The sequence below is a fragment of the Ornithinibacillus scapharcae TW25 genome (genome assembly GCF_000190475.1).
Classification (GTDB): domain Bacteria; phylum Bacillota; class Bacilli; order Bacillales; family Amphibacillaceae; genus Ornithinibacillus; species Ornithinibacillus scapharcae.
In genome coordinates this window covers 102,206-124,286 of record NZ_AEWH01000059.1, presented here as the reverse complement: position 1 = coordinate 124,286, position 22,081 = coordinate 102,206, and the positions used below count along the sequence as shown (strand labels likewise).

At 36.6% G+C, this 22,081-nt stretch carries 26 protein-coding genes; 15 read left to right on the top strand and 11 right to left on the bottom strand.

Features of this window, described 5'->3' with window-relative positions:
* Window positions 1-13 precede the first annotated feature (13 nt).
* A complete protein-coding gene (locus tag G5W_RS23405; RefSeq protein ID WP_010098277.1) occupies window positions 14-187 on the bottom strand; it encodes a YfhD family protein in 174 nt (57 codons plus the stop codon).
* A 104-nt stretch (window positions 188-291) separates the two neighbouring features.
* On the bottom strand, window positions 292-2,280 hold the full coding sequence (ltaS, locus tag G5W_RS21445; protein ID WP_010098275.1) for a lipoteichoic acid synthase: 1,989 nt from the start codon (window positions 2,278-2,280) through the stop codon (window positions 292-294).
* A 278-nt stretch (window positions 2,281-2,558) separates the two neighbouring features.
* On the opposite strand from ltaS, the gene G5W_RS0116210 reads away from it, so the two are divergent.
* A complete protein-coding gene (locus G5W_RS0116210) occupies window positions 2,559-3,422 on the top strand; it encodes a YitT family protein (RefSeq protein ID WP_010098273.1) in 864 nt (287 codons plus the stop codon).
* A 210-nt stretch (window positions 3,423-3,632) separates the two neighbouring features.
* Here G5W_RS0116210 and G5W_RS0116205 read toward each other — a convergent pair whose 3' ends face one another.
* The gene (locus G5W_RS0116205) at window positions 3,633-4,247 is read right to left on the bottom strand and encodes a spore coat protein (protein WP_033445743.1); all 615 of its coding nucleotides are present in this window, start codon (window positions 4,245-4,247) and stop codon (window positions 3,633-3,635) included.
* A 202-nt stretch (window positions 4,248-4,449) separates the two neighbouring features.
* Between G5W_RS0116205 and G5W_RS0116200 the strand changes: the two genes are divergently transcribed.
* On the top strand, window positions 4,450-5,397 hold the full coding sequence (locus G5W_RS0116200) for an MBL fold metallo-hydrolase (protein ID WP_010098271.1): 948 nt from the start codon (window positions 4,450-4,452) through the stop codon (window positions 5,395-5,397).
* A gap of 37 nt (window positions 5,398-5,434) precedes the next feature.
* Here G5W_RS0116200 and mnmH read toward each other — a convergent pair whose 3' ends face one another.
* From mnmH to G5W_RS0116185, 3 genes are read right to left on the bottom strand one after another with little or no spacing between them, the layout of a single operon-like run.
* Entirely contained in the window at window positions 5,435-6,496 is a 1,062-nt protein-coding gene (gene mnmH / locus G5W_RS0116195) for a tRNA 2-selenouridine(34) synthase MnmH (RefSeq protein ID WP_010098270.1), read from the bottom strand.
* 19 nt (window positions 6,497-6,515) lie between these two features.
* Window positions 6,516-7,559 carry a selenide, water dikinase SelD gene (selD, locus tag G5W_RS0116190; protein WP_010098269.1) on the bottom strand — a complete coding sequence of 348 codons (1,044 nt, stop codon included), beginning with the start codon at window positions 7,557-7,559 and terminating at the stop codon, window positions 6,516-6,518.
* Window positions 7,560-7,604: 45 nt separating this feature from the next.
* Window positions 7,605-8,363: an exodeoxyribonuclease III gene (locus tag G5W_RS0116185; RefSeq protein WP_010098267.1), complete on the bottom strand. Its 759-nt coding sequence runs from the start codon at window positions 8,361-8,363 to the stop codon at window positions 7,605-7,607.
* A gap of 226 nt (window positions 8,364-8,589) precedes the next feature.
* On the opposite strand from G5W_RS0116185, the gene G5W_RS0116180 reads away from it, so the two are divergent.
* Genes G5W_RS0116180 through G5W_RS0116155 form a run of 6 tightly spaced genes read left to right on the top strand, consistent with a single transcriptional unit; the run spans window position 8,590 to window position 13,792 of the window.
* Entirely contained in the window at window positions 8,590-8,982 is a 393-nt protein-coding gene (locus G5W_RS0116180) for a GntR family transcriptional regulator (protein ID WP_010098266.1), read from the top strand.
* On the top strand, window positions 8,975-9,664 hold the full coding sequence (locus G5W_RS0116175) for an ABC transporter ATP-binding protein (protein WP_010098265.1): 690 nt from the start codon (window positions 8,975-8,977) through the stop codon (window positions 9,662-9,664). The genes G5W_RS0116180 and G5W_RS0116175 overlap by 8 nt, the downstream gene beginning before the upstream one ends.
* Window positions 9,661-10,491: a hypothetical protein gene (locus G5W_RS0116170; RefSeq protein ID WP_010098264.1), complete on the top strand. Its 831-nt coding sequence runs from the start codon at window positions 9,661-9,663 to the stop codon at window positions 10,489-10,491. Before G5W_RS0116175 ends, G5W_RS0116170 begins: the two co-directional genes overlap by 4 nt.
* A gap of 4 nt (window positions 10,492-10,495) precedes the next feature.
* The gene (locus G5W_RS0116165) at window positions 10,496-11,770 is read left to right on the top strand and encodes a hypothetical protein (protein WP_010098263.1); all 1,275 of its coding nucleotides are present in this window, start codon (window positions 10,496-10,498) and stop codon (window positions 11,768-11,770) included.
* Between the two features lie 16 nt (window positions 11,771-11,786).
* Complete coding sequence (locus G5W_RS0116160; protein WP_010098261.1) at window positions 11,787-12,479, top strand: ABC transporter ATP-binding protein; 693 nt, start codon at window positions 11,787-11,789, stop codon at window positions 12,477-12,479.
* Complete coding sequence (locus G5W_RS0116155; protein ID WP_010098259.1) at window positions 12,476-13,792, top strand: ABC transporter permease; 1,317 nt, start codon at window positions 12,476-12,478, stop codon at window positions 13,790-13,792. Before G5W_RS0116160 ends, G5W_RS0116155 begins: the two co-directional genes overlap by 4 nt.
* 22 nt (window positions 13,793-13,814) lie before the next feature.
* On the opposite strand, the gene G5W_RS0116150 is transcribed toward G5W_RS0116155, so the two are convergent.
* The 3 genes from G5W_RS0116150 to G5W_RS21430 form a co-directional block, all read right to left on the bottom strand.
* Window positions 13,815-14,150, bottom strand: a complete 336-nt coding sequence (locus tag G5W_RS0116150; protein ID WP_010098258.1) for a thioredoxin family protein — start codon at window positions 14,148-14,150, stop codon at window positions 13,815-13,817.
* 154 nt (window positions 14,151-14,304) lie between these two features.
* Window positions 14,305-14,826 carry a CotY/CotZ family spore coat protein gene (locus tag G5W_RS22965; protein WP_010098257.1) on the bottom strand — a complete coding sequence of 174 codons (522 nt, stop codon included), beginning with the start codon at window positions 14,824-14,826 and terminating at the stop codon, window positions 14,305-14,307.
* A 407-nt stretch (window positions 14,827-15,233) separates the two neighbouring features.
* Complete coding sequence (locus G5W_RS21430; RefSeq protein WP_010098256.1) at window positions 15,234-15,794, bottom strand: hypothetical protein; 561 nt, start codon at window positions 15,792-15,794, stop codon at window positions 15,234-15,236.
* A gap of 184 nt (window positions 15,795-15,978) precedes the next feature.
* Here G5W_RS21430 and ddlA point away from each other — a divergent pair, with 184 nt between their 5' ends.
* Window positions 15,979-17,079 carry a D-alanine--D-alanine ligase gene (gene ddlA / locus G5W_RS0116135; RefSeq protein WP_010098255.1) on the top strand — a complete coding sequence of 367 codons (1,101 nt, stop codon included), beginning with the start codon at window positions 15,979-15,981 and terminating at the stop codon, window positions 17,077-17,079.
* A gap of 48 nt (window positions 17,080-17,127) precedes the next feature.
* On the opposite strand, the gene G5W_RS0116130 is transcribed toward ddlA, so the two are convergent.
* Window positions 17,128-17,691: a nitroreductase family protein gene (locus G5W_RS0116130; protein WP_010098254.1), complete on the bottom strand. Its 564-nt coding sequence runs from the start codon at window positions 17,689-17,691 to the stop codon at window positions 17,128-17,130.
* Window positions 17,692-17,907: 216 nt separating this feature from the next.
* On the opposite strand from G5W_RS0116130, the gene G5W_RS0116125 reads away from it, so the two are divergent.
* From G5W_RS0116125 to G5W_RS24725, 4 genes are all read left to right on the top strand, one after another.
* Complete coding sequence (locus G5W_RS0116125; RefSeq protein ID WP_010098253.1) at window positions 17,908-18,360, top strand: DUF2269 family protein; 453 nt, start codon at window positions 17,908-17,910, stop codon at window positions 18,358-18,360.
* Window positions 18,361-18,496: 136 nt separating this feature from the next.
* The gene (locus G5W_RS0116120) at window positions 18,497-18,955 is read left to right on the top strand and encodes an SRPBCC family protein (RefSeq protein ID WP_010098251.1); all 459 of its coding nucleotides are present in this window, start codon (window positions 18,497-18,499) and stop codon (window positions 18,953-18,955) included.
* Between the two features lie 15 nt (window positions 18,956-18,970).
* Window positions 18,971-19,270 (top strand): histidine phosphatase family protein, encoded by a 300-nt coding sequence (locus tag G5W_RS24730; protein WP_010098249.1) that lies wholly within the window; start codon window positions 18,971-18,973, stop codon window positions 19,268-19,270.
* Window positions 19,271-19,302: 32 nt separating this feature from the next.
* Window positions 19,303-19,512 carry a hypothetical protein gene (locus tag G5W_RS24725; RefSeq protein WP_010098247.1) on the top strand — a complete coding sequence of 70 codons (210 nt, stop codon included), beginning with the start codon at window positions 19,303-19,305 and terminating at the stop codon, window positions 19,510-19,512.
* 41 nt (window positions 19,513-19,553) lie between these two features.
* Here G5W_RS24725 and G5W_RS0116110 read toward each other — a convergent pair whose 3' ends face one another.
* Window positions 19,554-20,603, bottom strand: coding sequence for a D-alanyl-D-alanine carboxypeptidase family protein (locus G5W_RS0116110; protein WP_010098246.1), 1,050 nt, complete (start codon window positions 20,601-20,603; stop codon window positions 19,554-19,556).
* A gap of 181 nt (window positions 20,604-20,784) precedes the next feature.
* Here G5W_RS0116110 and G5W_RS0116105 point away from each other — a divergent pair, with 181 nt between their 5' ends.
* Both G5W_RS0116105 and G5W_RS23635 read left to right on the top strand, forming a co-directional pair.
* Window positions 20,785-21,804 carry a serine hydrolase domain-containing protein gene (locus G5W_RS0116105; protein WP_010098245.1) on the top strand — a complete coding sequence of 340 codons (1,020 nt, stop codon included), beginning with the start codon at window positions 20,785-20,787 and terminating at the stop codon, window positions 21,802-21,804.
* Window positions 21,805-21,875: 71 nt separating this feature from the next.
* Window positions 21,876-22,076: a hypothetical protein gene (locus G5W_RS23635; protein WP_010098244.1), complete on the top strand. Its 201-nt coding sequence runs from the start codon at window positions 21,876-21,878 to the stop codon at window positions 22,074-22,076.
* The last annotated feature ends 5 nt before the right edge of the window (window positions 22,077-22,081 follow it).

The following is a 22,081-nucleotide window of genomic DNA, read 5'->3' as shown; positions in this document are numbered from 1 at the left end:
CACCTACCATATATTACTTTTTTTTAACTCGACTATCAGCTGCAGCAGATCTCGCCTGTGCCTCTTTATCATCATGATCTGCCAGCTCTTCCGAATACTCTACATCAATTCCATCAGACAATTGATTCTTCGGAGTTTGAGCCAGAAAGTTTTTACCACCTGCACGATTATGGTCACCACGTCCCATAATATCACCTCATTTCTGGAGTATTCAATGATTAGTATAAGCAAAGCGCAAAAATAAAAACGAGTAATCGAGAGGAAAAAATTCCTTCAGATTACTCGTTTAGTTTATTTCGTGATATATGGTTGTCGTTGATCTAATGGTATTTCTGGTTCTTGTTTTACTTGAAATGGAACTCCAGATTCATTACCATAACGATATTCTGATGGATCAACAGGTGTCCAATCTTCATTTGGTGAATAGAAACGTAGAAGATCTCCATTTAAAAGCTTATCAGAAAGTTCAAGTTCACGTAGTACTTCATCTTTCGTTTTTAGCATCTCTTCTGTTGGTTCTATCTCTTCACCTTCGTTATTGTAGAAGGTTCCAGAAACTACACTGTATTCTGGTGTTATATAATCTCCATTACGGAATGGAATGATTTCCTTATGTCCTTCTGAGAATAGGTCTGTTCCAAATTGGATATAATCTTGTGCATCAATTCCTACTAGGTGTAACAATGTAGGCATCATATCAGTTTGGCCAGAGAATTCATGGACTGTTCCCATTCCTTCTACTCCAGGAACCTTTATGATGAAAGGTACACGTTGTAATTGAGCATTTTTATAAGGGGTGATTTCTTCCCCTAGCAGTTCTTCCATAGCACGATTATGGTTCTTAGAAATACCATAATGGTCTCCATAAAGAAGGATGACAGAATCATCATATAATCCTGCTTCTTTTAAATCATTAAAGAACATTTCTAGTGCTTCATCCAGATATCGTGCTGTTTGGAAGTACGTATCAACGGATTTGTCACCAGTTTCAGCAGGTGCAAGCGTTGCTAACTCTTCCGGTACAACATATGGATGGTGATGTGTTAGTGTCATCAAATGAGCATAAAACGGTTCATCTAACGATTCAAGCATTGGAATAGATTCTTCAAAGAATGGTTTATCCAATAGTCCATAGTTGATCACATTTTCTTCGCTCATATTATAGTAACTTGCATCAAAGTAAACATCGATTCCAAATTGTTTATACACTTCATCACGATTCCAGAACGATTTGTAATCTCCGTGGAAATTGGCTGAAGTATATCCTTGTTGTTGGTGCAAAATTGCTGGTAGTGCTTGGTACGTATTAGTACCTCTTGTAACAAATGCTGACCCTTGTGGTAATCCGTAAATAGAATTATCGGTAATTAACTCAGCATCAGCAGTTTTACCTTGCTCTGTTTGGTGGAAGAAATTATCAAAATAGGTAAAGTCTTGTTCCGGATCATTGATTAATGAATTGATGAAAGGTGTAACCTCTTCACCATGAAGTTCATAGTTGATTAGGAAAGATTGGAAAGACTCTAAATGGATTTTAATAATATTTTTCCCTTTAGCAACCCCAAATAATTCGGGATTTGGTTCTGCGTATTTATTTTTGGTGTAGTTCTCTACTTCTGTAATGTCATCACTGTCCGCTAAAACACGCTGTGATGATGATTTAATATTTTGAACCGCATCATAGATGGCGAAGTTATAAATTCCTAAATACTTCACAATATAATTACGGTCAAATGTCCTTTTTAGTAGTTCTGGTCTATCCGCTTCTGCTAAACCTAAGTTAAATGAAAATGCAATAAGACCAATAATAAGAACTAATATTGGTTTTCTACGACTAATTCTTTCTGTACTCCATCCTTTTTTAAACCACATAAATAATGCGATTAGGATGACGATATCAAGCGCGTAGATAATGTCGGTACCTTGAATTAGACTTGCTATACTACCACCTAAGCTACCGAAGTTATCAGTTTGTGTTAGAGTTGGCAATGTGATGTAGTCATTATTAAATCGGTAAAACACGACATTGGCATATATTAGTATACTCATTAAAGCATCTATGATGATAATCCATATTCCAGCTCGTTTTCCTTTAGCAAATAATGCGAAACCAAGGAAAACCAGTGCAGAGCTTAATGGATTAAAGAAGAGTAGGAACTCTTGCATTCCATTTTTAATATCTAAGTTGAATTCATTTACGTAAATTAGATACGATTTTAACCAGAGTAATAGTACAGCTACAAAAAAGAAGGACATTTTTGATGTTAAGATTTTTTTCATCGTATTCACCCCATCTTTTTTTGCAAATAAGAAATTATAGATTTTATTCCAATCTGCAGATACAACTATTTATATATAAACTTTCAATGAGAAAGTCGTCAAGTTTTGATTTTAACGCAAAACAATCTATGAATCAAGTGAATTACCAGAAATTTCTATTGGGAAAGTTTGGGCAAATGGTGTTTTTGTGGGTCTTTAGACCTAAACGACGGTGTTCAATTCAATAGATTTTTATGATAGAATATTATTTGCTTGTCGGAATCAGAAAGGAAAAGAATATGAAATCACAACATAGAAGATTGATAAGAGAGTATTTATTAGTAGTTTTAGGTGCCACATTAGTTGCATTATCGTATAACGTATTTTTACTACCATCTAAATTAGCCGCAGGTGGTATCTCAGGAATAAGTACCATTTTATATGAAATGTTTGAGCTTAGTCCAGCAATTACTCAGTTTGTCATAAATATACCTATATTTATTATTGGATGGTTGGTTTTAGGAAAAGATTTTGGTGGGAAAACCTTGCTGGGTACATTTTGGGTACCGTTTATTATCGGTCTAACTTCCAATACTCCAATTACAATTACCGATCCATTTTTAGGCGCGCTTTATGGTGGAATAGTGCTGGGTGTCGGATTAGGTTTTGTTTATTTAGGAAAGGGCTCCACCGGTGGCACAGCATCTATTGCGCAGATTTTAAAAAAATTCACTGGTAAATCGAGCGGCTATACACAATTGATCGTTGATGGTGTAGTGGTAACATTTTCTATATTTGTTTTCAGCTTGGAATTAACTCTTTTTGCATTAATGGCTATTTTTATATCGAGTAAAGCGATTGATTTTATCCAATTACGTACGTCTGCCAATAAGCTAATTGTCATCATAACAGAAGAAGAAGAGAGAGTTCAGGAATTAATAAGAACGAATATTGACCGTGGACTAACGAAGGTTCGCTCTGTAGGTGGATATTCCAATTCGGATAAAACACTAATTCTATGTGTAGCGGAACAAACCGAAGCGGTAAAACTAAAAGGAGTTTTACAACAAGAAGTACCAGATGCTTTTGTCATATTTGTTAATGCTTCAGAAATATTAGGTAGAGGTTTCTCTATAGATAAATATTATGGACAAAAACTATAGATAGAGGAAATTAGATAGAGGAAATTTCATGCGGAATCCATCCCAAATGAAATTTCTTTTTTTGCTTCTAATTCATGCTATTGGAATAGCAAAAAATAGGTATTCTGTACTAAATTTAACTTTCCATGACTATATGTATTACACCGTATAGAATTCCTAAAGATTCAGTCATAATAAGAAGGTGCTCAGAACCTCGAGCACCTTCTAATATTAATGTGGCATGGTTCCTTGAACAGGTGCAAAACTGTTGATATAGTTTTGCATGTCTTCTGGCTTTAATTGAGGAACTTGATAATATTGATGTTTGTTTTGATACAAGAAAACCTCATATGCCATTTCAATGATGTTTGGAATACTGTCTGCGAAGACTCTTCTTAAGACTGGGTTCGTTGTTTCTAGTGCAGCCATCGTAAACGCTGAGGCACTAGATTTCAGACAGCCCATCATAAAACCAGACACACATTCATCGTTTATTTCAGAAACAGATTGCGCGGGCTTCTTTGGTTGTGATGGTGTCATTCCATAAAGGACATCATTGCCTGTTGCCATGTTATAAGTCTGTGTCTTAACCGAAGGCTCATTTCCTGTTTTTAACGTTTCCACAAGCGTGTTGTATGTTTGCGTTAAAAAAGCCTTGTGCTGTTGCATCATCGTCTTTAGCTGCGGGTCTTGAACATATTGCTCATAAATCATATATTGTTCCATGCCGCCTACTAAGCCACTAATTGCTTCATGTGCATCGAACAGTTCATGCCCACCGTGGCTAATTTGAGCGGGCATTTGAGAAGTACCGGTAAGATTTTGCGTTTGTTGTTGGTTGTTCATCATGTTCATGGAATACCCTCCTTAAGAAGAATCAAGTATATTATTTTCTATTGCGACATTATATATCCCAGGTATTTATTAGGTAAAATATAAAAGTTTTGGTTGTATTTCTAATTACGATTAGAAGGATGTAACATGAATATAATGAAATTTCAAAAGGTAAATGCTACGATAAGGGTATAGAAAATAAAGGAGGGGAAGTATGCTAGGAAGATTACCGATTCAGTTAACAGACCGCATTCAATTAATTGATGGCTTTGATATGGGAGTTCCTTCTAGAACTGGTACATATGTTATAGAAGAAGAAGAGCTAACACTTGTGGAAACTGGGCCGAGTCCCTCAATCAAGTATATAAAAAAAGGATTAGAGGACTTAGGACATCGTTTGCAAGATGTGAAATACATCATCGTTACCCATATCCATTTAGATCATGCTGGTGGTGCAGGAGTTCTGTTGAAGTTATGTCCTGATGCAAAGGTTATTGTTCATCCCCGTGGGAAAAGACATTTAATGGATCCTAGAAAATTAGCTAGTGGAGCAAGAGCTATCTATGGCGACAGTTTCTCTGAATTCTTTGATCCAATTGATCCGATACCGGAGGACAAATTAATTGAAAAAGGTGAAGGAGATACGTTACAAATAGGTCCCAATTGTACGCTCCAATTTTTAGACACACCAGGTCATGCGCGTCACCATTTCAGTATTTATGACCCTGTCAGTAATGGTTTATTTACTGGCGATACAGCTGGAGTCCGTTATGAACAATTAGATTCCCTTGGTATTGATCTGTTCTTACCTTCTACATCGCCCAATCACTTTGACCCGATTGCTATGCACGAATCGATTGACCGTATGTTGGATATGAATTTAGATTTTATATATTATGGTCATTTTGGATACACACTTAAAACAACAGCAGCATTACATCAGGTTAAGGAATGGTTGGATATCTTTGTAGTTGAGGGGAAGAAGATTTATTCAGAAGGAAAGGGTTATGATGTTCTTGCAGAGCGATTACTTAGCAAAGTTCGAGAACATTTGCGATCGCTACAAGTGCCAGATGATCATCCTGTGTATATATTGATAAATTTGGATATGCAAGTTAGTGCATTAGGTATGATTGATTATTTTCAAAAAATGAAACAATAGGAAGGTACGGAAGCCGATACTACAGGCTTCCGTTTCTTTACTTCATAAATTGCGCACTATCTAGGATAGCGGTTGAATGTAGAACATCTATGATTTTTTGATAGGCATCATCTATATTTTGTACCTGTATGGTGATTATTTCACCTTGGAATTCCTTTGTGGAATGTTTATACCTAGGGTCATAATAATGCTCAAGCAAAAGCTTTGTTGCTTCTATAAAGCTACGATGTTGCAATAACCCTTCGATCTCTTTTGCGATAGGCGTGTGTATTCTCTTTTTTATAATGTTAAAAGCTTCCATGAATCGTTCTGGAGTATTCCACGGAGAATAATCATCTAGGATGTTTTTTACACGTTCTTCCAATGGCATTTGAAGGATAAGTTGTAGTCCTTTTTGTTTTTTCTCATAAATAAAATCAGGAATTACTACTTTCCCTATTCTCCTGCTCTCACCTTCTACAAAGACAAAAGGTGCTTGCTGGTAATTCATCATGCTTTCTACTAGTAGAGAATCGAACCGTTTTTGATTACTAGGATGTAAACCAATATGGCCAAATATTGACCCGCGATGCCCGGCGATTTGCTCAAAATCAATAACTGGGAAGCCGTTTGCTGCGAGCTTCTTAAGAATTGCTGTTTTGCCGGTTCCTGTAAATCCATTGAGAACGATGAATTCAGGCATGAATTGTTTCTTTTCTAATATATAGACAACAAAATCACGGTACGTTCGGATACCGCCTATAAGTCGATTTGCTTCTATACCCATTAAATCTAGAACTGTAGCTGCCGTTTTACTACGCATTCCACCCCTCCAGCAAAATACAGTAACAGGCTTGTTAGACTGCTTCCTGAACTCTGCAATATATTGAGGTAGTTTTTTTGAGAAAATTTCTAGTCCACGTTCTTTAGCTGCTTCAGGGCCAATTTGTTTGTATATGGTACCAACTTCTGCGCGTTCTTCATTGTTGAAGATTGGTATGTTGATACTTCCCGGAATAGTCGCTTCCTCAAATTCTTTAGGTGATCGAACATCTACTAATGTACGGCTGTTTTTATTACGTTCTTCTAATAAATCTTGTAAGGAAATATCCTGAAACATAATTACACCTTCTATTTTATTAACGTACGATAATTTTACCTTTATTCTCTTCTGTAACTTCTCCAATAATACGAGCTTCTACATCATTCTCTTGTAGTTCTGATAGCAAGGTTTCAGCATCGTTTTTGTCTACGGAGATTAGTAGTCCTCCTGAGGTAACCGCATCACATAGAATGTGTCGATCAATCAGGTCCATGTAATCTGGATAGGTTACGACGTCCTTGATATGATTATAGTTGTTTTTCGTACCACCAGGCATAGAGCCAGCTTTTGCTAATTCACGAACACGGGGAAGAATTGGAACGTTATTGGCTTCGATAATGATGCCTACATCACTACCAATTGCCATTTCTGAGCCATGACCTAATAGGCCAAACCCTGTTACATCTGTTGTTGCGTGTACATTATATTTTTCCATTACTTCGGCTGCGGTTTTATTTAGGGTTGCCATAACGGAAGTAACGCGTTTTATTTCTTCTTCTGACAACAGATTCTTTTTAATAGAGGTTGTCAAAATACCAACTCCGATTGGCTTCGTTAAAATTAATTTATCGCCAGGTTTTGCGCCTGCATTTGTTCTCACTTTATTAGGATGGACAACTCCTGTTACTGCTAATCCAAATTTGGGCTCTTTATCATCTATGGAGTGACCGCCAACTAATGTTACGTTTGCTTCTTTTAATTTATCACCAGCACCGCGCAATATCTCGGATAATATTTCTTTGTCTAAAGTTGAAATAGGGAAAGCCACGATGTTTAATGCTGTTAGGGGTTTGCCTCCCATTGCATAGACATCACTAATCGCATTTGCTGCAGCAATTTGTCCGAAATCATACGGATTATCGACAATTGGAGTAAAGAAATCTAGTGTTTGTACAATCGCGATATCATCTGTAAGTTTATATACACCTGCATCATCACTGGTATCTAATCCAACTAAAAGATTCGGGTCAACTGTTGGGGTGGGAAGATTGCGGAGGACCTGTGATAAATCCGCAGGACCAATCTTACATCCACATCCGCCTTTGGAGGAGAGAGAAGTTAATTTGATTTCTGTTTCCATTTATATCATCCTTTCGAGGTGCTATGCACCAACTAATTAGTTTAATCAAGACAAGCTTATATCTAGCACGATAGGACAGTGATCACTTCCAAAAATGGCTGTATCTGCTTTAGAATCGATGAGCTTCTCTCGTAGTCTCTCGGACACGATAAAATAGTCGATTCTCCAACCTATATTTCGCTCTCTGACAGTCTTCATATAACTCCACCAAGTATAGATACCTTCCGTATCTGGGTGAAAATATCGAAGTGTATCAATGAAACCAGCATTTAAAAATCGTGTCATTTTTTCACGTTCTTCATCCGTAAAACCTGAGTTACCATAATTTGATTTATAATTACGGATATCAATCTCTCGGTGAGCAACATTCAGGTCCCCACAAAGCACAACAGGTTTAATTCTATCATGTGCAAGTACGTGCTCAAGTAAAACATCCTCCCATTCCAATCGTACATCTAACCGGGCTAAGTCACGCTGAGAGTTTGGTGTATACACATTAATCAAGAAGAAGTTCTCAAACTCTAAAGTTAGAATTCTTCCTTCTACCTGAGATTCTTCATTGCTTAATCCATACTTAACCGAGATAGGCTTAAATTTTGTGAATACAGCAGTACCAGAATAACCCTTTTTCTCAGCATAATTCCAATACTGATGATAACCATTTAATTCTAGTTCTATTTGGCCTTCTTGTAATTTCGTTTCCTGAATACAAAATATATCAGCATCTATTTCATTAAAATAATCTAAAAAACCTTTTCGGACACAAGCACGTAATCCGTTAACATTCCAGGATACTAACTTCATATTTTCCCCTCTTTATGTTTATATTTATTATCCTAGTAACCATCATGGTATGTATTTAATCATATCACCTAAGAAAAAATTATAAAACCAGTTGACTCCAATCGTGTATTAAGCATATAATACACATTAGAGGTGTACTAAGGGCTTAATACATATTTTTTTGACTTTAGTGTATTATTAGCTTAATACAGTAAAAAGTCATCATGAACGATTAGGAGTTGTGACCATGAATATAAAATTTAATAATCGGGATCCCGTGTATATTCAAGTGATACGGCATTTCAAGGAGCAAATAGCTACTGGAAGGTTCGAGCCTGGACAAGAAATCCCGTCACGGCGTGAGTTGGCCAATCAGTTAAAGATTAATCCGAATACAGCACAAAGAGCCTATAAGGAAATGGAGGAACAAGGATTGATATATACAGAGGGGAATTTACCAAGTCGTATTACAAAAGACGCATCCATAATAAAAGCAGTTAGAGAGGAATTGATTCTTGAGGCGGTAAATTCGTTTATTGCTTCAGTTCAATCCATAAATGTTCCTTTAGATGAAGCACTTCAGTTGGTCAAGAATAATTATGAGAATTTCACTGTAGAACAGGAGGATATCCATGATTGAGATAAACGGAATGGTTAAAAGGTTCGGTAGAAAGACGATTCTCAATGGCGTATCTTTTACCGCTAATAAAGGTGAAATCACCTGTTTGATCGGAATAAATGGTGTGGGTAAGACCACTATCCTTAATGCCATTATGAATTTAACTCCTATCAATAGTGGGGAAGTTCTAATAGATGGTCAGAATATAGACAAAGGTAGTTATGAAAAGGTTGCCTTTATACCAGATGCGATTACAATGCTTCCGAGTATGAAAATAGAGGAAGCAATGGAATTTATGAAAGATTATTACGACTGTTGGAACCAGAAGAGAGCAGATGAAATGTTAGATTTTTTTAAGTTAAATCGAACCGACCGCATTGCTACCCTTTCTAAAGGAAATACAGCTAAAGTGAACATGTTGTTAGGATTAGCATTAGATGTTGATTATCTTCTAATGGATGAGCCATTTTCGGGAGTGGATATCTTTAGTAGAGAACAAATAACGAATGTGTTTACGAGTCACTTAGTCGAGGATCGAGGCGTTATTATCACAACACATGAGATTAATGATATTGAACATCTGATAGATAAAGCAGTAATCCTAAATGATGGAATCGTGTTACGAGAATTTAATGCAGAAGAGGTACGGGAGAACGAAGGTAAGTCGATTATTGATGTAATGAGAGAGGTGTACCAAGCATGATTCGCTTTTTAAAACTAACAAACTTTGAGCTTAATCGCTTCTTTAAGATATATCTGTCCTTAATCGGAATCACATTTGTTATGCAAATATTAGCTGTTGTGATAGCCTCTAGGAATTATATGAACGAGGTAAAAGAGCAGTTAGCAAATGGAAATACAATGGAATATGTGCTAAACAATTCAGGAATGTTCTCGTTGAATAATGTCACGAGAGGAATGTTGTTTACTGCTCCGGTTGCATTATGCATTGTGACATTATTAATTTATGTATTCTTTATCTGGTACCGCGACTGGTTAGGGAAGAATACTTTTGCGTACAGGCTTCTAATGCTACCTATTTCAAGGATTAAGGTTTACTTTGCAAAAGCTACAGCTATTTTTTTGATGGTACTTGGTTTAGTATCTCTGCAGATTGTATTTTTACTTATTCAAAAAGAGATTATGGTTCAAATGGTTCCAGATGTATTTCGTATCGATCAAAACTTACATGAGATTATTTTTGGTTTTGATTATATGAGAGTAATTTTTCCATTATCATTTATGGAATTCTTGATACACTATGGGATTGGTTTTATGGCTGTACTCGTTGTTTTTACCGCAATATTATTAGAAAGAAGCTTCCGTTGGAAAGGAATTTTGCTTGGCTTAGCATATGTTGGAGCAGCAGTACTTGTTTTTATTTCTCCTGTTTTATTACAGATTTCAATCTTAGAAGAATTCTTTTATCCGACCGAACTATTTATTTTAACCGTAATCACTGGGTTAGTAGTAACTGCTGGTTCCATATGGATGAGTCATTACTTGCTAAATAAGAAGATAAGGGTGTGATGAGATGTTGCTTAAACGATTATGGAAGCTAATAACGTTAACAATAGTAATAGTAGCGGTTCTCGTAACCTATTTTGTATATACATCTTTAGTTGTTGCAAAACAATTTCCGGAAGTAGTAATAGAGAATATAAAAGGTGATGAAGAATTCATAAAAGATGTTACCGTATCAGGAGATTATTACCAAGATAATGAAATCTATATGAGTGCTTTCATGGTGTCTACAAAAGGATCGAAATATAGAAGTAATCTTTCTTTTATAGAAGACCTAAACCCTAATTTTCCACCTGATGAAGTTTCTACTTTGCAAAAAGACTATAAACGTTTCATGAGAGGGAAATGGAATATACCTGGCTATTACTTTCAGAACGATGAATATCTAGCATATGCAGTGGCTAAAACGGATGAGTGGAATGGCGTTAATAATCCGGAATATTATTTTGAAGTTGAGGTACTAACGAAGGAAACGAACGAAACTAATTCATTTACTATAGATATTCCTGATCGAGAGAATTTCTATAATGTTCAAGTGGTAGATGTTCAGGTATTTAATGGGGAAGTAAAGGTTGTCACCCAAATAGGATATTACACTACCAATCAACGTTATGAGTATGAGATCAAGGTATACGCTATAGATATGAAGAATGGCAAGATTACGAGTGATGAAACCATCGGAAGAGATGAAAAAGGCCAAGAAAATTCTGATGAAGGTTCAGGGTATTCTCTTCTGAATGACTTTGGAAACATCAGTGAACAAAAACATCTAATCGTACAAAAAGAGGATCAACGTGAAGTGAAAGTAACAACGGAAGATAACATGGAATCGGTAGAAACACAAACTGTTGATCGAACATTTTTTGTATATGATTTGGAAAGTAATGAACGACAGGAATTAACCTTATCGAAAGAAATACAAAAAGAAATTATGTCTTTAGACTATTTGGTAGCTGCGTCTTCAGTGGATGGTTATGTGTATCTTACCTTTATAGTGAATGGGGACCTATCAATAGTAGGATATGATTTAGAAAATGGTAACGAGGAAATAGAATACAGGATTAACCTAGAAAAATTTGGAATGGAAGAACCGAGAGTTTTGAAAATAAAGGATAAAAGATTTTATTTATCCGATTACCAATTAACCAATGAATCTTCCGCAAAGGTTATTGTTGGGGATATTACTACTGGTAAAGTATTGTACGAGGGCGAGATAGTATTGAAAGATGCGAAGTTCAAAAGTGAAAAAGACCGACTAGAATTGACGAACATCGTGATTAATTAATGTTGGGGGAAATAACTTGATAAAAATAAAGGATTTAAGTCACCAATTTATATTGGGTAAAAAGGATCAACAAACAACGATATCCGTTTTGGAAAAAATAGATCTGAATGTGAATGAAGGTGAAATTGTCACGATTGTAGGAAAGAGTGGTTCAGGAAAGTCGACACTACTAAATTTAATAAGTGGGTTCATAAGGCCCACTCAAGGAACGATATGGATTGATGAAGTTTGTGTTACAGAGTTATCTGAAGCCAAATTTGCCGACTTCCGGCTGGATCGTGTTGGTTTTATCTTTCAAAGCTTTCAATTAATCCCAAGTATGACGGCATACCAGAATATAGAATTACCCTTAATATTAAAAGGTGTAAATGAAGTGAAACGCAAAGATATCGTTCACAGTTTACTAGAAAAGGTAGGATTAGATGATTTTCAAGATCATTATCCTAGTGAGCTTTCTGGGGGACAGCAGCAGCGAGTTAGTATTGCGAGGGCCCTGGTGCATGAACCAGCACTAATTCTAGCTGACGAGCCAACGGGTAGTTTAGACAGCGATACAGAGATGGAAATCCTAGAGATAATAAAACAACTAAATCAAGAGATGGGCATTACATTCCTTATTATCACACATGATGAGGAAGTTGCTCGAATTGGTCATCGCAGCATCGCTATTAAAGACGGCCGTCTGCTGGAGGGAGTTCAAGAGAGATGAAACTAAAGGATAAATTAAGATTTATACGGCAAAACATAAAAAAGAACAGGGCTCGTACCTTTATGACGATTCTAGCAACAGCAATGGGATGTGCATTTTTAATCGTGTTAGCTTCTGTTGGGTACGGTTTACACCAGAGTTTTGTAAAGGATACGCTTGAGGATCAAATTGTCACAGAAATTGAGATTTATGGAAAAGAGAAAGATGGTGAATATCTACCCTTAACCATAGATGATGTAGAAGAACTGGAAAAAATAGATAGAGTGAAAGCTGTAACAAGGAAGAATGAATTAAGGCAGATTCCTACCTATACAGTAGATGACTATAGAGGAGAAACACTAGCAGTTTCTGTGGATTATCCTTCGGAGATCGCTTCCGGCCTTGAACTTGAGAAAGGTAGACTGCCGGAGAAGGCTAATGAAGTTTTAGTCGGATATCATTTTACAGAATACCTATTCTTCCTAACAGAAGAGAATATATATGACCAGGAGACTGGGGAAGTAAAGGAAGAATATGTATACTCGGATGAAATTGTTGGGAAAGAGATAGTAATGACGGTAAAAAAGGATGAAGAAGTATCTGAGACTATCCCTCTAACAATTGTGGGTGTGATGGAGAAACCCACCAAGGATTGGGAAGTTGATCCATCTGTTTATATTTCGGGTGAAGTATTTAGACAAGTTGAAACCTTTACAGGGACACCTGGTGGTGAATTGGGGATTGAAACAGAACAACTTCACACGGAAACTTTTGCTTCTGTAAGTGTATACGCTGAAAATCTGGAAGCGGTAGAGGACATCGTAGAGATTCTTAAAGAGGATAATTATGCAACGTACTCGGTTGTGAGTGAAATGGAACAAATTAATGTCGTGTTCACTATAGCTAAGGCCGGTTTAATTTTAGTCGGTACCATCGCATTAATTATTGCTTCCATTGGTATATATAATACGATGACAATGGCGGTTACGGAGAGAGCACCAGACATTGGTATTATGAAGGCTATTGGGGCCAATCCAAAAACGATAAAACAGATCTTTTTATTAGAAAGCAGCTATATTGGGTTGATGGGGGCGTTTATTGGAACAGTAGTCTCATATGTAACTAGCGCACTAGTAAATGTAGGGCTCCCGCTAATCATAGAAACTGTATTTGAAGAACAGCTACCAGAAGGGTTACAATTCTCTGCTATTCCTTGGAGTCTGGTCGCTATTTCGGTTGTAATCTGTCTTATTGTAACGATTTTATCTGGTATGCGCCCAGCGAAACGGGCAACACAAATTGATGTTTTAAAGGCTATGCGTAGAGAAGTATAGAATGAACATGTGGTTGGATCATTTATCCAACCACATTTTTATAGATTTTATCAATTTTTTCTTGAAATAAGTCCATATGGACAATCCTTGCTTCACGAATGTATTCTTTTCCTTCAACAAATAGTAGAAGGACCGGAACGGTAAAGATAGAGAAGTGGCCTGCAATCTCTTCCACTTCAGCAGCATCGATGTGACCTAGTTGTATTTCAGGATATTGCTTCATGAGTTCTTTCACTTGTGGTTTAAGTCCATGACAAACACTACATTCAGGTCTAGATATGTATAAAAAAGTTAGTGTACTAGATTTGATGAACGTTTCTATAGCTTCTATTGTATGGAAATCCTTAAATTCGGGCATATTCATTCCTCCTAGTATTACTATATCCAGTATTACTATATCCGAATATGGAGAGTGTATCCATTGGTTAGAATTGTTAGCTTATCTATTATATTAGGGTGGGAAAAGTGAGAACCCCAGTCCCATAGGAATGGAACTAAGGGGTTCATCATCATTATTCAGCTATTGGTGTGACTGGGTCTAGGCATTGGATTGCACAGAAACAATGTAAATCTACTGTGATACAGATACCTGTTTCAATGAAATCTCCTGTAGTGTTTGGTGGAATGAAGCAATGGTTAGAATGTCCTTTTTGACCAACAATACAGCCTGCGTCTGTGTCAAACTTTAGCAATTCAAGCTCTACACAGCAACCTTTTTTGAACTTCTTAGCTTTAAAGACTGGAGTTTCTACGCAAGCGAATGCACCTGTTCCTGCTGCAGCGCCATTTGTGTTCTTAACGCCTGTAGCAAAGAATAGATCACAATCACCTTTGCAATATAGAAGGAATGGAATGGTGGTTGGACCATCAGGGCTAACTGTTGTTGGGTTTAATAGTTTATCAATAGCTTGAGAACAGCCTGTTGAACAGCAATCATCTTGAGCATCGGCTACTTCGTTTTGTGCAAGGACAATTTTTCTAACAACATCACAAACACATTCCCCAGATTGCTTGCCATGCGAACAACAACTCATGCTATATCTCTCCTTTACATAGTGATTTTGTTCTTACACTATAATCTATGTTGGATGAAATATCATGGTTGTTTACTAGTCTATTTCTATTAAAAATGAGTTGAATATCCCTATTAATGTGAAAATATGTGTTGATGTATCAAGTCAAAAGCCAACACTGTAGAGCGTTTTGGTGAGTAGATATATACTATCTCTACGGTTGGCCACCAGAGATATATCCTACCCATGACGAAAGGAGTCAGTTCATACTGGCTCTTTTTTTGCGTATAGGGTAGTATAATAATCATTTTCGGCTACATAAAAACTAATACATTCGTAAAAAAAGGAGTTCACGAATGTATTAGTTTTTCAAAGATGTATTTTATCTGGTAGGGGGGAGCAGAACTAGGATACGTAGCGAAAGCTATTCAGGAGTTATGATGTATATGTGGTTCTATCTCGAAAATAGGAACATCTCTTAAAGCTATAAATAGAATTGTTATGACGAATACATATAGATATGGGTGCAGCGTTAAAGTTAGAAGACGATTGTGGTGCTTCGTTTTAATAGACTTTTCTGTCAAGTATGTGATGATTAATAGTATCATCAAGACAAAAAAGGCAAGTAGTTTAACGGTTGCATCTGGATTGGACATTGTAATCATATCACCAAGCATGGCACCCATCATACCTCCCATCAAGCCAGATACACTACCATCAATTACAGCTATAATATGAAAAGGTATACCTGCAAGAAACCCTATCGTTACTCCGATAAGGATAGATATGAATGTGGAGATAAATAGGTTACCATTAAAAAATACACCTATAATAGTACCGTAAAATATACCAGCTAACATACTAACTGTCATGGAGAAAATCATACCATGCATTGACGATAATTGTTTATGATGTTTTATATTTAGGTGAAAAGCACGTATAATTTGTAAGGTGCATATCGTTAAAATAAGGCCTAAAGCAACTGTCATTTGTTCATCTCCCTAGAGTAGTTGTCCATGATTCAATTTATTCTAGAAGAGGTATTATTATGAATTGTATTAGGTCCTAGAAGGTAATTTAATATTTTTTGATGTTGGTACTATTAAAAACAAGCTAAACTGTGCTATTTTATTTTTATAGCAAGTTAGATAGTTAGGAAAGGACGTCTTTAATTTGAATAAGAAAAAAGTTGGCATCATCTTTGGTGGTAAGTCGGCAGAGCATGAAGTATCTCTTCAATCGGCCAAAAATATTGTCGATGCAATTGATAAAGAAAAATTTGATGTCGTTTTAATAGGAATTGATAAAGCAGGAAAATGGCATCTAAACGATAAATCTTCCTACTTATTAAATGCAGAAAATCCAAAGCTAATCGCGCTTAATAAAACGGATGATAATGTTGCAATTGTACCTGGATCGAGTAACAACCAATTAATACATGCCGATAATGCTGCAGGACTAGACCAACTTGATGTGGTATTCCCTATTGTCCATGGTACATTAGGTGAGGATGGAAGTCTTCAAGGAATGCTTCGTATGGCTAACTTACCTTTCGTTGGTCCAAGTGTCCTTGGTTCTTCTGTATGTATGGATAAGGATATTGCAAAGCGTTTACTTCAATCTGCAGGAATAAATGTGGCAAAAGGAATTACAGTTAAACGCTCTAACAAAGACCAGATTCGGTTTGATGAGGTAAGCAAGGCATTAGGTACTCCAATGTTTATTAAACCAGCAAATCAAGGGTCATCTGTTGGAGTCAGCAAAGTCAAGAGTGAAGAGGAATTCAATATTGCTGTGGAAGAGGCTTTTCAATATGACCATAAGATTGTGATTGAAGAAAATATTGTGGGAAGAGAAATTGAGGTTGCTGTGTTAGGAAATGACGATCCAAAGGCGTCTGTTCCTGGAGAGATATTACCTAATACTGATTTTTACTCCTATGAATCGAAATATATTGATGAAAAAGGTGCCGACTTAGCAATCCCTGCAGAGCTAACGGAGGACCAAGTGAAGAAAATTCAAGCTGCTGCAATAGAAGCTTTTAAAACGTTAGAATGTGAAGGATTGGCACGTGTCGATTTCTTCCTGACAGAAAATGATGAGCTCTATGTTAATGAGGTAAATACACTACCAGGATTTACGAAGATTAGTATGTATCCGAAACTTTGGGAGTTAAGTGGTGTTCCGTATTCTGAGTTAATCAGTCGTTTGATTGATTTAGCATTGGAAAGACATCAAAACGATGCGAAATTGAAAAGTACGATGTGGGATTAAACTTAAAGAGTCTTGTCCATTGGGCAAGACTCTTTTTTTTATTTTATATTATCCGATTTGGAATGTTTTGAGCTTTTGGCGTACGGGAATTCTTTCTTTCTTTTCTGGTGCAGCGTCAAAATAACCCATGTGTAGAAAGCCGATAATTCTTTCATTTGGACCAACTTGAAGAATTTCTTCTACTTTCGGATCATATATATGGGGATTTGTTTTCCAAACAACACCAAGCTCTTGCTCCCACGCCAAAAGTTGGAAGTTTTGAATCATACATGCAGTAGCACCGAAATTCTCATCATCTTTCTTCTGGTTATCGCCTTTTTCCATAATCACAACAAGAATGGCACTTGGTTCATTTAAATAATCTTCACGATTTTGCTGTTTTTCTTCTGGGTACGTACTAGCAATTTTTTTTGCGAAGTCTTGTTGTTGTTTTTCCCCAACAAAGATAAATCTCCAAGGCTGTCTCATTCCGTGTGTAGGAGCCCAAATGGCATCTTCCAATAATTCGGTTACAATTTCTTCCGAGACAGATTTATTATTATAGCCTTTCTTGATAGAACGGCGTTCACGAATAATTCTAGCTAATTCTGTATGTTGTTTGATGAATTGCATGGTCGACACCTCATTTGGTAATAGGTTAAATAACATGTGCGATTGATAATCATTTTCAATTAACATAGTAAAGGATTTGAAATCGAAAAGCAAATCCATTTTGAAATTATATTTCGATTAAGCTGAGATGATGATTATGTGGTATAAATCACGTACAGAAAACTTTCAAAAGGTGTATGATATGGATAAGTGAAATACAAATAGGGGGGCATTAGAATGTCGGTTTATGAAGTACTTGTATTCATTCATATTTTTTCTGCAATTTTAGGCATGGGACCTGGTTTCATGATGACATTAATCGTCTCGAAACCTTCCAACTTAGTGGAATTAAAACATGGGTATGCTATCCGTAATCGACTACATAAGATTACGATGATAGGCGGGACAATACTGCTTGTGTCTGGGTTATTGATGGGAGCGATAAACCCTTATCTATTTCAACAAGGGTGGTATATGACAAGCTTGCTTCTTTTTTTAGTTGCCTTAGCTTTTGGGCCACTATTACTATCTCCAAGGTCAAAGCCAATTAAGGAACTATTGAAGGATGCTACTGGTGATCAAATCCCAGTTGAATATGAGGGTTTAGCTAGGAAGCTGTTCTTTGTTGAGCGAATAGAGAATATGATATTTCTAATTATCATTGCATTTATGATATTAAAGCCTTTTTAAAATTTTCTTTTTTGGAAGGAAACGCTAAAGACTGGCTAAAGCTTATGTCAATAGCCATATATTCTCTATCATCGAATAAAATAGAACCATGATATATGTTAAAATAATGAAAACTAGAGTGATAGGAGAGGTTATCGTGAAGGAATGGACTAAAGACATAGAAATTAACGCCCCAATTGAACAGGTATGGAAACTATTCAATGGAACTTTAGAGGACATGCAAAAGATAATGCCTAATGTGATGGAGAATACGCTTGTAAAAGAAACAGAAAACGTTGTTGGGACAATTTATCGTCAGAAATATCGTGAAGGGAAACGTGTACAAGAATACGATGTGGAGACACTAGAATATCAAAATGAGGAAGACTTTAAACGGATGAAGGTGGGGTTTAATCTGGCAAACATGTTTGATATAACGGCAACATACGAAATGAAAAAGCTGGATGGAAATAAAACCTACTTTCGTTATTCTACATCTAATAGCCCGCAAAAATGGTTCTTAAAATTATTGGTAAAGCTTGCGAATAGTGATAAAGTGGTTGTTCAATTTGTTGAACGCGTTAAAAGTGTAGCAGAAGCATCCGCAACAGAATAAATCTGGAGGTGTGGTGTGAGAAAGAAACTATATTTGGTAAGGCATTGTGAAGCAGAGGGACAGGCATTCGGAGCTGATTTGACAAAAGTAGGCCACAGACAGGCTCTGGAATTAGAGGAATTCTTCTCAGATGTAGGCATAGAGAAGATTGTTTCTAGCCCGTTTAAAAGGGCAGTGGATTCTATTTATCCACTGGCGACTACTAGAAATCTAGAAATCCAGATCGATAAACGACTCTCGGAACGTGTACTTAGTACCATGGATTTACCAGACTGGCAGGATAAACTAAAAAAACATTCACAGACTTGGATATGATCTATGATGGAGGGGAATCTAGCAGACAAGCAATGGAACGTACAATTGAACTAGTGAATGAACAGATGCTAGGTAAGGAACAAAAAATCCTGTTTGTAACACATGGAAATTTACTAGCATTATTAATAAAGTATTATCAACCTAACTTTGGATTTGAGGAATGGGGAAAACTTTCTAATCCTGATGTGTATCTTCTGGAAATGAATCAGATGACAGTTGCAATCAATAGAATTTGGAAATAAAAGAACGGATATCTCGTAAATGTGAAATATCCGTCCTTTTATTAATCCGTGAGCTTTTCTTCCAAATATTCTTCTAACGTAATTCCGCGCTCCATGATTTCAGTAGCTGCCTTTACTCCAACATAGCGTAAATGCCATGGTTCATACTGATAGCCAGTAATATCCTCTTTCCCTTTAGGATAGCGAATAATAAATCCATATTCAGCCGCATGTTTTTCTAGCCAGATCCCTTCTTCTGTTTCGCCGAACTCTGTTACTAAAGCATAGTTGACATGTGGACTAGTGACATCCATTGTAAGACCCGTTTGATGCTCACTTTCACCTGGACGGGCGCTAAATTTATTTGCTTCTTCTTCACCATAATTACTAGCATAAGTGGCAAATAGAGAGACCTGTCGTTCATATGAACGATATCCAGACTGTGCAAATAAATCTAAGCTCTCAGCATCTGCATCAGTGAACATCTTTTCTAAAGCATCTGCTGCAACTTGACGCATTTGCTTCTTCGGTAAGTCTTCCACAAATGGAAAACGTACATCTGGAACAACGAGGTCACTAGGTATAAAGCCTTCAGGAAGTGCGTGTTGTTTATTAATTAATGCTAATACTTCATAAGGATTTCCGATTATGATCGTATCTTCATCTAAGAATTCATCTTCTTTAAATGGTAAACCATCACCTGGTTTCACGACTAATTCCTGTTCTAGGTAATTGTCTAGTTCTTGTCTCGTTTCTTCGTCGTATATTCCGGTTATAGCTAAATTTCCAGATTGAAGTTGGAAATCTGTAAGCGCCCAAACAGTTTCTTGAGAAAAGGTTTCAGAAATTGTAATTTCATAACCTAGTTCGGTTAGCACCTTTTGCAGGTTCTTAACATCTTCACTATTGTCACCTTTTTGTAGCACTACATCTGGTAATACCAGAGTGGCTTCCTCAGGCTCATTTTTTGTTGTTCCGGTATCATCTACATGTTCTGATGTATTGTTTTCTGTTTCATCTTTCGCAACAGCTTCTTTATCTTGATTACATGCAGCTAGTACGAGAAGGATGCACCCAATCAGAAGTATGTAGAATGCTTTATGGTTAAACATCGAGGTCATCTCCCTTTAGAAACTAAAATACTTATCTATTATACTATGAAGCAACTCGAATATTGTGGAAATCTATCAAAATAGTTCATTGGTAATAGAGGATATAAATGGAATTATATCTATGTTATACTATTAAGTGCAGGGATTAATTGTGCTTTTTCAATAATAGGAGGAAAGCATAATGAATCAATTATTAGATAGAAAAGTAGCGGAAATCGTGGGCAAAGTTGAGTTTTCTGGAGCACTACAGGTTCGGAAGAATGGAATGGTTATGTACGAATCGGCCTTTGGGCAATCAAACCGTTCAGATCAGTTAGCAAACACGTTAGAAACTCGTTTTGGTATTGCATCTGGTTGCAAGGTTTTTACGGCAGTAGGAATTGGTATCCTTGTTGATGAAGGAAAGTTAACCTTCCAAACTCGTCTAAAGGACTGTTTGAATATTGATTTTCCCCATTTCTCAGAGGATGTTACGATTCATCATTTACTAACACATACATCAGGAATTCCGGATTACTTTGATGAGTCGGTTATGGATGATTTCGAAGAACTTTGGAAAGAAAATCCTATGTATAAGATGTGTGCCCCTAAAGACTTTTTACCTATGTTCCAAAATCGGGAAATGATGTTCCAATCCGGAAGCAAGTTCCAATATAATAATGCTGGATTTATCGTATTAGGCTTGGTAATAGAGTATTTATCCGGAATGAGCTTTACGGACTTTATGGAAACAAAAGTGTTTGCGAAGGCTGGTATGCACCAATCAGGCTATTTTTCATTAGATCAATTACCAATGGATACGGCGATTGGTTATATCGATGATGAGGAAGCTGGAACCTGGAAAAGTAATATCTACTCTATTCCGATAAAGGGTGGTGCTGATGGTGGTGCGTTTACTACGGTGGAAGATATGATGACATTCTGGAAGGTTCTCAAGGATCATACATTATTAACAAAGGAAACAACCGAACAGCTTTTAACTCCGCATGCTTTAAGTGATGAAAATGAGTATTATGGCTATGGAATATGGATTGACAAGGCTGATGACAAGATTACGAAGCATCATGTGATGGGCTATGATCCAGGGGTTAGTTTTCATGCAGCAGTGTATGTAGATGGGACGGAATTAGTTATTCTTTCGAATAAAAGCGTTGGCGCCTATGGCATCATGTTAGCAATAGAAGAAGTGCTTTCACTTTAATAGGAAAAGCACATATACTCCCACGAATTCATATCTTGAGTAGGAGATAATCTAGAAGGAGTGGGAGTAAGATGAATCAAAATGTAATAGAGCAACCATTAGGTAGAGTGCGCTACAATTTAATTACATTTATCTTGTTTTGGTGTGCATTAATCGTTGTTTCGGGAGCTTATGTAACGACACCACTCTTTTCTGTCTTTGAAAGTACGTTTCAAATATCGAAAACGATGTCTGCTTGGACGAGCAGCTCGTTTTCTTTTTTTATGCAGTAGGTTTT